This window comes from Streptacidiphilus alkalitolerans (genome assembly GCF_042511045.1).
GTDB classification, from domain to species: Bacteria; Actinomycetota; Actinomycetes; order Streptomycetales; family Streptomycetaceae; genus Streptacidiphilus; species Streptacidiphilus alkalitolerans.
The window spans coordinates 208,741-220,457 of sequence record NZ_JBHEZX010000008.1 but is presented as its reverse complement, the minus strand read 5'-3'; the positions used below and the strand labels follow the sequence as shown (position 1 = coordinate 220,457).

The window sequence follows — 11,717 nt, the reverse complement described above, 5'->3', positions numbered from 1 at the left end:
GCCGCACTCGTGATCCCCACCGTGCTACAGCGACCACGACACCTGCTCGTGCTCGTCCTCGCCACCCTGCTGGCCTCCGTCTCGCTCGGCTTCGGTGTGCTCGCGCCGCAGGCCCGCGCCGCCACCAGCACCTCCATCACCGTCAACGGGAGCAGCGCAGGGAAGGCCTTCGACGGCATCGGCGCGATCAGCGGCGGTGGGGGCAACACCCGGCTGCTGACCGACTACCCCGCGGCCCAGCAGCAGCAGATCCTGCAGTACCTGTTCAAGCCCGGCTACGGGGCCGACCTGCAGATCCTCAAGGTGGAGATCGGCGGGGACACCAACTCCACCGACGGCTCCGAATCCAGCCACATGCACACCGCCTCGGCGGTGGACTGCGGCACCGGCTACGAGTGGTGGCTGATGGAGCAGGCCAAGGCGCAGAACCCCAACATCAAGCTCTACGGCCTGGCCTGGGGCGCGCCCGGCTGGATCGGCGGCGGCAACTTCTGGTCCACCGACATGGTCAACTACCTGGTGAACTGGCTGGGTTGTGCCAAGTCGCACGGTCTGACCATCAACTACCTGGGCGGCTGGAACGAACGCGGCTACAACATCGCCTGGTACGAGCAGCTGCGCTCCACCCTCAACGCCGACGGCTACGCGGGCGTGCAGCTGGTCGGGGCCGACAGCGACTGGAGCGTCGCCGGGGACATCGCGTCCAACTCGGCGTTCGCCAACGCCGTGTCGATCATCGGGGTGCACTACCCCTGCGCCGGCGGCGACGGCGGCAGCGCCGACACCTGCACCGGCAATGCCACCGCGAGCGGCACCGGCAAGCCGCTGTGGGCCAGCGAGAACGGCTCGCAGGACCTCAACTCCGGCGCTCCGGCCCTGATCCGCTCGATCACCCGGGGCTATGTCGACGGCGGGATGACCGCCTACATCAACTGGCCGGTGGTCGCCGCGGTCTACCCGAACCTGCCCTACGACACCGACGGGCTGGTGCTGGCGACCCAGCCCTGGTCCGGCTCCTACAGCGTCGGCCGGAGCCTGTGGGCCACCGCCCAGGTCACCCAGTTCACCTCGCCCGGCTGGCAGTTCCTCAACTCCGGCTCCGGCTACCTCGGCGGCAGCGAGTCCAACGGCAGCTATGTGTCGCTGAAGTCGACCAACGGCTCGGACTACTCCACGATCATCGAGACCACCACGGCCAGCGCGGCGCAGACGGTCACCGTCCATGTCTCCGGCGGCCTCTCGGCCGGGACCGTGCACGTCTGGGCCAGCAACCTCAACTCGGCCAACTCCGCCGACTACCTGGTCCAGCAGCCGACCGTCACCCCGTCCGGCGGGGCGTACACGCTGACCGTCCAGCCCGGCTACGTCTACACCCTGACCACCACCACCGGGCAGGGCAAGGGCACCGCGGCCGGCCCCGCGCAGAGCTCGCTGGCCCTCCCCTACGCGGACACCCTGGACAGCGACGCCGTCGACCAGCAGCCCCGCTACCTGTCCCAGCAGCAGGGCGCGTTCGAGGTGGAGCCCTGCGCCGGGGGCCGCAGCGGACGCTGCGTCAGCCAGCAGGCGCTGGTGCAGCCGATCGAGTGGGACGGCAACTCCAACCCGTACACCATCGGCGGCGGTCTGAACTGGACCAACTACACCGTCGCCGCCGACACCCTGATCCAGCAGCCGGGCTCGGTGCAGCTGATGGGACGGGTCGGCACCCAGCACAGCTTCGGCCCGGCCGGGATCAACGCCTACTACCTGCAGGTCAGCAACACCGGCGCCTGGTCGATCGTGCGCAACAACACCAGCGACAGTCTCAGCACCCTGGCCAGTGGCACGGTCGCCGCGCTGGGCACCGGCAGCTGGCACCATCTGGCGCTGACCCTCAACGGGCACACCCTCACCGCCGCGATCGACGGCACCACCGTCGGCAGTGCCACCGACGGCACCTACAGCGCCGGCATGGTGGGCCTCGGCACCGGCGGCTACCAGAACGACCAGTTCGACAACCTGTCGGTCACCCCGGTCGGCAGCGGCGGCTCCTCGGCCGGGCCCATCGTCGCCGTGGACGACTCCGCCAAGTGCGTGGACGACAACAACGGCTCCGCCGCCAACGGCACCAAGGTCCAGATGTGGGACTGCAACGGCACCGCCGCGCAGAACTGGTCGGTCGGCACCGACGGCACCATCCGCATCAACGGCGCGTGCCTGGACATCACCGGCGCCTCCACCGCCGACGGCGCCCTGGTCGAGCTCTGGGGCTGCAACGGCGGCGGCAACCAGCAGTGGACCGAGCAGAACGGCACCCTGTTCAACCCGGTCTCGGGGAAGTGCCTGGACGACCCCGGCTTCAACACCGCCAACGGAACCCAGTTGGAGCTCTGGACCTGCAACGGAGGCACCAACCAGCAGTGGGTCCCCACAAGTTGAGTGGTCCAGACCCTTGCGGGACAAGGACGTTGACGCCATTTTGGTTGTGTACTCGTCAGAGAATGCGCCAGGAGTGGTGAGAGGACGTCATGTCTCGTAGCAGCACTCGTAGGAGTGCCAGGGTATTGACCGCGGGCGCGGCCTGTCTCGGCCTGCTCCTGGGCGCCGCCGGCGCGACAGCGGCGGCGGCGCCCCAGGTGTCCCCGGCACCGGGCCCGGGCCCGACGGCTTGCGCGGGCGTCGTGCGGATCACCGCCTTCGCCTTCCATCCGTCCCAGGTACCCCCGGGGCAGACCTCCCCGGCCGTGCTGACCGTGAAGAACTGCACCGGGGTGAGCCAGACGGTGAACGAGACCTGGCTGGGCCGCTTCTCCGGCTCCTCCACCGGAGCCCCGTCCGCCTGCCCGGTCCTCGACCCGTTCCTGCGGCCGGTGACCATCGCCGCGCACGGCACCAACAGCACCAGCACCACGTACTCGTCCCCGTCCGGCTGCACCCCGGCCCAACTGGCCGTCACCGTGACGATCACCAGTCAGAGCGGCACCCAGCTGGCCCAGCAGACCGCCGTGCTGACCTTCGGCTGACCCGGGGCGGTCCGTCGGATGCGGTCAGTCCCAGGCCAGCAGCAGCTCCCGCTCGAAGACCCGGTAGCCCGCACGCTCGAAGGCCCTCGCCATCGGGACGTTGCCCAGGTCGGTGGCCGCCCGGATCCGCTCCGGATCCGTGGCGGCCAGGATCCGGGTGCCCTCGGCCAGGATCGGGTCGATGAACCCCTTGCCCCGGTGCCGGGGGACCACCCCGATATAGGCGATGACCGGACGGTAGGAGTTGCGGGCGGCGATCACAAAGCCCACCGGCTCGCCGTCCGGCAGCACCGCCACCCGCCACCAGTCGCGCGGGGTGGTGTAGTGCGCCATCTCGTCGTCGAACTGCAGCTGCGCGGTCTGCCGCGGGGTCATCCGGGCCAGGTCCTCGCGGCTGTGGGCGTCCAGGGTTCCTTCCAGCACCTGGGTCATCAGCTGCACCAGCTCCGCCTCGTCGGCGACCGGACGGAACGTCAGCCCCCGGTCGGGCGGCGGGGGCACGGCCGTCCCCGGCGTCCAGTCGAGGCGCAGCCGCTCCACGAAGAAGCCGGCACCGGTCTGCTCCAGCAGGGCCCTCCGGCCCTCGACCACCGCCCGGGCGGACGGGTCGTCGCGCCAGTCGGCGGGGATCATGCGGGTGTACTTGGGAGGCGTCGCCCCTTCGGGCACCACAGCGGCGAACGCCGTGCGGAGCAGCAGCAGCGCCGCCTCCTCCTGTCCGTCCCGGTAGTCGAAGACGTCGAACAGCAGCGGCGCGTCGTCCTCCGGACGGGCCCACCAGCCGAGCCGCGCGAGCGGCTCCCCGGCCCGGTCGAGGGCGAGCCAGAGCCAGGGCAGCCGACGGCGGCCGGAGCCGAGGTCGTCGGCGATCTCCTGGTTGAAGACATAGGGGAATCGGTTGAAGAGGTCGACCTCGTCCGGACCGGTCAGGGTACGGATCGTCAGGTCGGCGAGTACTGCGGTCAAGGCACGCTCCGAGGGAAGTGCGCCCGGCCGCCCGGGGTCAGCGCTGCCGCCGGCCCCGGGAGGGATCGGACGCAGTGGTTGAGCAGGTCATCGGCTGGTCCCTCCTTTCGTATCGTGTGGTGTGGTTCAGCTCGGCGATCATGTTCTACCGGACGACCGCGGAGCCCGGCAAACCATTTACGCTCAGCCCAGGTCGGGTCCGGCGTCGCGGACCTGCTCGACCGTGCGCATGGCCTCGCGCAGCTCGGCGAGCCAGGTCTCGGCGTGCTCGCCCACCTGGCGTACGCACCAGCCCAGCGCGTCGCTTCGGCTGCGGGCCACCCCGGCGTTGACGAGGGTGTCCAGCAGCTGCCGCTCGCTCTGCCGCAGCCGGGTCATCACCGGCACGGACAGGGTGGTGAACATCTGCACGGTGTCCCCGCAGCGCACCCCCCACGACACCTTGCGCCCGAAGGCGTGCTCGGCCTCGGCGGCGACCTCGATCCGGGCGTGCCGGGTGCGCTCGCGGAACTCCTTGATCCGTCCGGCGACGGCGGCGGAGCGCTCCACCTCGGAGGCGCCCTCGCCGGTCTCGGGGGCCGGGATCCGCCCGATGACGGTGATCTCCTCGCGGTCGACCGTCACCTCGGGCGGGCCCTCGTAGAGGCCCTTGGGAAGGCGGCCGGTGAACCAGCCGCGCAGTTTGTCTGTCAGTGCGTGTCCTGTGGTCATGTATTTATGCTTACACAATTACGAACCTAGGCAAAGGGTTCGGCGTTCGCCGCCGGTGAACCCGCTCCGCGTGCCAGCATCGAGCCGGCCGCGGTCGCGGCGGCGATGGTCACCAGCGCCCCGAGCATCAGCGCCGCCGCCTCACCGGGCGCCAGCAGGCCCAACTGCGAGCCCAGGGTCGCGGCGGCCACCGGGACGCCCAGCTGGGCCGCGGCCAGCGTCCCGATCGCCACCGGCTGACCGGTCGCCCGCATGGCCGCGTGCACCGCGACCGCGCCCAGGCCCAGCACCAGGCCGAGCAGCACGAACGAGGAGTGGTGGGCCAGCTCGCGCAGGTCGAGCGAGGCCCCGAGCCAGAGGAAGAACAGCGGCCCGAGGAAGCCCTCGGTCAGCGCGAACAGCTGCTTGGCCAGCCGTCTCGGCTCGCCGACCGCCGCGACCACGAGGCCGAAGGAGAATCCGGCCAGCATGATCGACACATGGGTCCGCACCGCCAGCGCGGCCAGCGCGAACAGCAGCACCAGGCTGATCCGCAGCTCCAGCGCGAAACTGCGCCGCTCGGACAGCTGGTGCAGCCGCCGCTGGTAGCCGCCCCGCTCCAGCCGCCGCAGGACGAAGAACAGCAGCACCGCGCAGCCGACCACCGCCAGCGCGCCCAGCGCCGCCCTGGCCGCATGGTCCGGGTCGATGACCAGCGGCAGCGCCACGATGCAGGCCGTGTCGGCCACCGCGACCTGCGGCAGCATCCGCAGCACCGGCCCGCCGTCCAGGCCGAGCGAGTCGACGATCGGCAGGACCAGCGCGGCGGAGGAGGACGCCATCAGCACCGCGTACAGCGCGGCGTGCCCGGTGCCGAAGAGCCGGGCCACGGCGAGGCCGGCCCCGGCCGCCAGCACCCCCACCGCGACCGCCCGGAGCGTCCCGGTCCGCAGGCCCGCCCGCAGACTGGCGTCCCGGACCGGGACGTGGGCGCCGGCCACGAACATGATCAGCGCGAACCCGATGTCGGCCAGGAAGCTGAAGGTGGGGTTCCGCGCGTCCAGGTACCCCAGCGCGGTCGGGCCCAGCAGCACCCCGGCGACCAGCTCCCCGAGCACCACCGGCAGCGCCCACCGCCGCGGCAGCGCCAGCAGCGGCCCGAGCAGCGCCGCCAACGAGATCACCGCCAACGTCGCAAACCCCATCGGCGGGACCTCCTCGCACGGAACCGGCGGAACTTCAGCTCACGGTAGCCGTTAGGTGAGCCGCAGCATGGCCCACAGGGCGGTGGTGGCCGCGGCGAGGGTGAGCGGGACGGTGCAGAGGCCGAGCCGGGTGAAGGTGCGCAGGTCGGCCTGGCTGTTGTGGTCGTGCAGGATGCGCCGCCAGAGCAGGGTGGCCAGGGAGCCGGCATAGGTGAGGTTGGGCCCCAGGTTCACCCCGATCAGGGCGGCCAGCACCGGCCCGGGTCCGCTCGACGCCAGGATCGGCAGCAGCGCCAGGATCGCGGGCAGGTTGTTGATGGCGTTGGCGAGCACCGCGGCGACCGCGGCCACCGCCAGCAGCGACGGCAGGCTGCTGCCGTCCGGGAGCAGGCCGCCCGCCGCGCTGTCCAGGCCGTGGTCGACCACCGCCTTGACCACCACCCCCAGCGCCAGCACAAACAGGCAGAACAGCGGGGCGGCGGCGCCGGCCAGGGTGCGCACGGTGGTCCGGCGGCGGGCCAGCGCCCGTGCCGCCAGCACCAGCGCCCCGGCCAGCGCGGCCCAGGCCGGGTTGATGCCGGCGAAGGAGGTGACCGCGAATCCGGCCAGGGTGAGCACCAGCACCAGCAGGGTGAACCGGGGCATCGGCACCGGCTCCGCCTGCCCCGGCGGCGGCCCGCCGGCGACCGCCAGGTCGGTGCGGAAGAAGCGCCGGAAGACCAGGTACTCCAGGCCGATCACCAGCAGCCAGGCCGGGGCCATCAGCACCGCGAAGCGGGTGAAGCCGAGGCCGCTGGCGGTGAAGGCGAGCAGATTCGTCAGATTGGAGACCGGCAGCAGCAGCGAGGCGCTGTTCGCCAGATGCGCGGTGGCATAGACATGCGGACGGGTCCGGGCGCCGACCCGGGCGGCCGAGGCGAAGATCACCGGTGTCAGCAGCACCACGGTGGCGTCCAGGCTCAGTACGGCGGTGGTCACCGAGGCCACCGCGAACACCCCGCCGAGCAGCCGTACCGGGCTGCCCTGGCAAGCCCGCGCCACCAGGTCCCCCGCCGCGGTGAACAGGCCCTCGTCCGCGCAGAGGTGGGCCAGCACCAGCACCGCGGCCAGGAAGCCCACCACCGGCAGCAGCGTGCGGACCTGCTCCCAGGCCTGCTCCGGCGTCACCATCCCCAGCGCCACCACCAGCGCGGCGGCGGGCACGGCCGCGGCGGCCTCGGGCCACCCCCGGGGCCGGACCACGGCGAACCCGAGCACCCCCAGTAGCAGGACGACCGAGAGAGTCTCGGCGAGGGCGGTGCTCAGGGGGTACTCCTCGACTGGAACAGCAGGTCACGGGACACGGGCGGGACATGGGCGGGATGCGGGCGGGATACGGCGTGCCACTACCCCGACACCCGGCAATGATGCCATCGCACCGCTGGCCCACCCCCCGCACCCACGCCGGCCGCGCCCGCACGCCACCCAGTGCCGGCCGGTCAGTGGTGCGGCACCACGGCGACCGGGCAGTGGGCGTGGTGCAGCACCTGCTGGGCCACGCGTCCGATCGGCGGGGCGAAGCGGTGGCGGCGGCGCTCGGCCCCGACCACCAGCAGGCAGGCCCGGGTGGAGGCGTCGACCAGGGCCCAGGCCGGCTCGTGCATCCCGACCTCCTGGACCACCCGCACCCCGGGGAACTCCTTGGCCGCGTCGGCCAGCACCAGGGCGAGTTCCTCGCCCTCCTCACCGTCACGCAGGCCCATGTCGCCGGGCGGCGGGGCGATGTACCCGCCCACGTTCGGCGGGTACTGCCAGGCCCGGACCACCAGCAGCGGCGCACCGCGCCTGGCCGCCTCGGCGAAGGCGAACCCGACCGGCGCGGACGCCTCGCCGGGGGCGGCCCCCAGCACGACCGGGGCCGGGCCGGTGGTCGCGGCGGCCTCTGACTGCTCGACCGCGGACTCGGGGCCGCGGTCCCCGGTACGTCCCGTAGTCCCCCGCAGGACGACCACCGGGCACGGTGCGTGCGCGACCAGGCTCTGGCTGACCGAACCGATCAGGATCGAGGAGAACCGGCTCAGACCCCGGGAACCGACCACCAGCAGGTCCGCCCGCCCGCCCAGGTCGATCAGCCCCGGCGCCGCCCCCTCGGTCAGCAGGTCCAGGTCGACCCGCAGCTCGGGGTGCTCCTTGAGCACCCGGGTCTGCGCGCCCTGCAGCAGCGCCTCCGCCGCCTCTGTGATGCCCTGGGCGATGTCCCCCTGCTCCAGCACCGGGACCCCGTAGGGGGACAGGGTCCAGGAGTGAGCGATCCGCAGCGGGACCCCGCGCAGCACCGCCTCGGCCGCGGCCCAGTCCAGTGCCTCCTCGGCACAGGACGATCCGTCGAATCCCACCACTACGCCGTGCTCCGGTGAACCGGTCATGGTCTGCTCCCTCTGTGCGCGGATGTCGGCAGTAGCCAGCCTGTCCGCGCGGCACCGGTCCGCGGCAGGGACCGATCGTCCCTGCCGGAGGGACAACCGGCCCTGGGCGGGCGGCGCTCAGAACCGGCTGAGCAGAGCGGCGGAGCCGCCGGTCTCGTGCGCATCGGCGGCAGCCGCCATCAGCCGGGCCGCCCGCCCGGGGTCGCACTCGGGCGGGACCACCAGCAGGTCCCAGCGTCCGACCTTGTAGGAGAGCAGGCAGAGGTCGTCGGTCTCCTGCTCGGGGCCGAACCAGCCCAGCCGCACCACGTGCGCGCCCACCGGGACCTTGGCCGGCAGGTCGGGCCAGCTGCCCTGGTGCACGGTCACCCGGGTGATCCGCCCCCAGGTCCGGTCGAGTTCCGCCACCAGCGACGGCAGTTCGGCCGTCATGTCCCGGGACCTGGGCCACCAGGCCCCGTCCAGCCGTCCCCGGATCCGGGTCTCCGGCTTGAGGGAAAGGCGCAGCCCGGGAACGGGGGCGGGAGCGACGGGGGCTTCAGGGGCTTCGGGGCGGGTGCTGATGGTGGTCACGGTGCGGACCTGCCTCCGGGCCGACGAGCGCCCGGTGTCGTCGCTCACCGGAGACGACGCGCCAGTGCGGCGGCGTACGGAATGCCCTCGGTGGGTCCACCGTACTCCGGCATCCGGCCCGCCCCTGTGAACCGTCCGCAGCCGTTGCCCGAGACTGGGGCCGCGCTCCTGGCGTAGATTCCCCCACAGCACCCGAGCAGGAGGAGGACGACGATGTCCGCAGACCTCGATCCGCAGCTGTCGCACCGCAGGGGCGAGGCGGAACCGCCGCTGCCGGAGCGCACCGTGGGCGCCGATCTGGCCCGTACCGCGCGGGCGTTCCCGGACGGCGAGGCGCTGGTCGAGTGCGCCAGTGGCCGGCGCTGGACCTACGCCGCCTTCGACGCCGCCGTGGACCAGCTGGCCCGCGGGCTGCTCGCGGCCGGGGTGGAGGCCGGCGACCGGGTCGGCATCTGGTCGCCCAACTGCGCGGAGTGGGTGCTGCTGCAGTACGCCGCGGCCCGGGCCGGGTCGATCCTGGTCAACCTCAACCCGGCCTACCGCGAGCATGAGATCGCCTACGCGCTGCGCCACTCCGGGACGAAACTGCTGGTCGCCGCGACCCGGGTGAAGGGCAGCGACTATGTCGCCCTGATCGGGGCGGTGCGCGCGGACTGCCCGGCGCTGGAGCGCGTGGTGCACATCGGCACCGCCGACTGGGACGCCCTGGTCGAGGGCGGCCGGGCCGTGCCGCTGGAGCAACTCCGGGAGCGCGAGGCCGGGTTGAGCCCGGACGACCCGGCGAACATCCAGTACACCTCGGGCACCACCGGCTTCCCCAAGGGCGCCACCCTCTCGCACAACAACATCCTGGGCAACGGCTTCCAGGTCGCCGAGATCCAGGGCTGGACCGAGGCCGACCGGGTCTGCCTGCCGGTTCCCTTCTACCACTGCTTCGGCATGGTGATGGGCAACCTCGGCGCGACCTCGCACGGCTCCTGCATCGTGGTCCCCGGCGCGCTGTTCGACCCGGTGCAGACCCTGGACGCGGTGCAGAACGAGCGGTGCACGGTGCTGTACGGGGTGCCCACCATGTTCATCGCCGAACTGGCGCAGCTGGAGGCCGCGCCCGGCCGCTGGGACCTGTCCTCGCTGCGGACCGGCGCCATGGCCGGCTCGCCGTGCCCGGTGGAGGTGATGAAGCGGGTGATGGGCGAGATGGGGATGGCCGAGGTGACCATCGCCTACGGGATGACCGAGACCGCGCCGGTCTCCACCCAGACCCGGCGCACCGACTCGCTGGAGCACCGGGTGGCCACGGTCGGCCGGGTGCATCCGCATGTCGAGGTCAAGGTGGTGGACCCGCAGACCGGCGCGACCGTGCCGACCGGGACGCCGGGCGAGCTGTGCACCCGCGGCTACTCGGTGATGCTCGGCTACTGGGAGGACCCGGAGCGCACCGCGGAGGCGGTGGACCCGCAGGGCTGGATGCACACCGGGGACCTGGCCGAGATGGCGGCCGACGGTTATGTCTCGATCGTGGGCCGGATCAAGGACATGGTGATCCGCGGCGGCGAGAACGTCTACCCGCGCGAGGTCGAGGAGTTCCTCTACTCCCATCCCGACATCGAGGACGTCCAGGTGATCGGCGTCCCCGACCCCCGCTACGGCGAGGAGTTGATGGCCTGGGTCAAACTGCGGCCCGGAGCGCCGGAGTTGACGGTCGATCAACTACGGGCGTTCTGTGCGGGAAAGCTCGCGCACTTCAAGGTCCCGCGCTATCTGCACCTGGTGGACGGCTTCCCGATGACGGTCACCGGCAAGGTCCGCAAGGTGGAGATGCGCGAGCAGGCGCTGCGGCTGCTGGCCACGACTACCAAGCCGGGTCCGGGCGTTTGAGGGCCTGACCGACCAGGACGGTGTCCACCAGGTCGACGTCGAGGGCGGCCAGGTCGTGGGTGATGAAGCGGTAGAGGTGGTCCAGGTCGCGGAGCCAGACCGCGATGTTGAGGTTGCCGGGGCCGGTGGTGGCCAGCGCGCCGTGCACGGCCGGGTGGGCGGCGAGCAGCCGCCCGGTCCGGTCCAGTCGCGCGGGCGGGACCCGCATCCGCAGGTTGGCGTCCACCCCGAGCCCGAGCCGCCGCGGGTCGACCAGGACCTGGGTGCGCAACTGCCCCTGCTCGAACAGGGCGGTGAGCCGACGGCGCACGGTGGACTCCGGGTGCCCGGTGGCCCGGGCGACGGCCGAGGCCGACATCCTGGCGTTGCCCGCCAGGGCGGCGGCGACCGCGCGGTCGACCTCGTCGGCCTCCCGGTCGCCGCCCTCCGCCGCCGGTAGTCGCGGGGTGAGCCGGTCGCGCTCGTCGGGGGTGAGCGCGTCGAGGCGCCAGTCCCCGGCGACGGCGAAGACATGGATGACGGTCTCGGCCTCGACCGAGGTCACCGCCGAGGTGGTCGGAAGCTGGCGGAACACCAGCCGGTCCCGGTGGTCCGGACTGGCCGTCAGCACCGCGATCAGCTGGTCACCCCCGGCCGACACATCGACCAGCGGGATGTCGGACCTGGCGGCCAGGGCGTGGGCCACCGCGTCGACCTTTCCCCGCAGCACCCTGATCCGCAGCAGCATCACCCCGTCCGGGCGCGGCAGCGGCGGCGAGGCGACGACCCGTACCCCGCCGCCGTCCAGCAGCGCGGCCCAGCGCCGGGTGACGACCCGGGCCGGCAGCCCGAGCACTTCGGCCGCTCGCTCGGCGGTGATCCGGCCGTCGCACTGCAGCGCCGCGATCAGCCCCAGGTCTATGGCATCGGCGACGTAGTCGCTCACGGGAAAGCCCATGCTGGACAGTATCGCTCGCAATGACCTCACTGACCGGCAGCTGTCCGCCGCCCGGCGC

Annotated in this window: 10 protein-coding genes; 3 read left to right on the top strand and 7 right to left on the bottom strand. The window is 72.6% G+C overall.

Annotated elements, in window-relative coordinates; genetic code table 11:
• Positions 1-9: 9 nt before the first annotated feature.
• Together ACEZDG_RS20310 and ACEZDG_RS20305 are read left to right on the top strand one after the other, a co-directional pair.
• Complete coding sequence (locus ACEZDG_RS20310) at positions 10-2,421, top strand: ricin-type beta-trefoil lectin domain protein (protein ID WP_380511560.1); 2,412 nt, start codon at positions 10-12, stop codon at positions 2,419-2,421.
• Between the two features lie 89 nt (positions 2,422-2,510).
• A complete protein-coding gene (locus ACEZDG_RS20305) occupies positions 2,511-3,005 on the top strand; it encodes a hypothetical protein (protein WP_380511557.1) in 495 nt (164 codons plus the stop codon).
• Positions 3,006-3,029: 24 nt separating this feature from the next.
• Here the strand turns inward: ACEZDG_RS20305 and ACEZDG_RS20300 are convergent, their stop codons facing one another.
• The 6 genes from ACEZDG_RS20300 to ACEZDG_RS20275 form a co-directional block, all read right to left on the bottom strand.
• The gene (locus ACEZDG_RS20300; protein ID WP_380511554.1) at positions 3,030-3,971 is read right to left on the bottom strand and encodes a GNAT family N-acetyltransferase; all 942 of its coding nucleotides are present in this window, start codon (positions 3,969-3,971) and stop codon (positions 3,030-3,032) included.
• Between the two features lie 183 nt (positions 3,972-4,154).
• Positions 4,155-4,682 (bottom strand): hypothetical protein, encoded by a 528-nt coding sequence (locus tag ACEZDG_RS20295; RefSeq protein ID WP_380511552.1) that lies wholly within the window; start codon positions 4,680-4,682, stop codon positions 4,155-4,157.
• Between the two features lie 26 nt (positions 4,683-4,708).
• Positions 4,709-5,866, bottom strand: coding sequence for a cation:proton antiporter (locus ACEZDG_RS20290; RefSeq protein WP_380511549.1), 1,158 nt, complete (start codon positions 5,864-5,866; stop codon positions 4,709-4,711).
• Between the two features lie 51 nt (positions 5,867-5,917).
• On the bottom strand, positions 5,918-7,171 hold the full coding sequence (locus tag ACEZDG_RS20285) for an SLC13 family permease (protein ID WP_380511879.1): 1,254 nt from the start codon (positions 7,169-7,171) through the stop codon (positions 5,918-5,920).
• A gap of 173 nt (positions 7,172-7,344) precedes the next feature.
• Positions 7,345-8,271, bottom strand: coding sequence for a universal stress protein (locus ACEZDG_RS20280; RefSeq protein WP_380511546.1), 927 nt, complete (start codon positions 8,269-8,271; stop codon positions 7,345-7,347).
• A gap of 117 nt (positions 8,272-8,388) precedes the next feature.
• Positions 8,389-8,844 carry a DUF5994 family protein gene (locus ACEZDG_RS20275; RefSeq protein WP_380511543.1) on the bottom strand — a complete coding sequence of 152 codons (456 nt, stop codon included), beginning with the start codon at positions 8,842-8,844 and terminating at the stop codon, positions 8,389-8,391.
• Positions 8,845-9,057: 213 nt separating this feature from the next.
• Between ACEZDG_RS20275 and ACEZDG_RS20270 the strand changes: the two genes are divergently transcribed.
• Entirely contained in the window at positions 9,058-10,722 is a 1,665-nt protein-coding gene (locus ACEZDG_RS20270; protein ID WP_380511540.1) for an AMP-binding protein, read from the top strand.
• On the opposite strand, the gene ACEZDG_RS20265 is transcribed toward ACEZDG_RS20270, so the two are convergent.
• Positions 10,697-11,659, bottom strand: coding sequence for an Lrp/AsnC family transcriptional regulator (locus ACEZDG_RS20265; RefSeq protein ID WP_380511537.1), 963 nt, complete (start codon positions 11,657-11,659; stop codon positions 10,697-10,699). The two genes, ACEZDG_RS20270 and ACEZDG_RS20265, sit on opposite strands and share 26 nt — an antisense overlap.
• Positions 11,660-11,717: the final 58 nt, after the last annotated feature.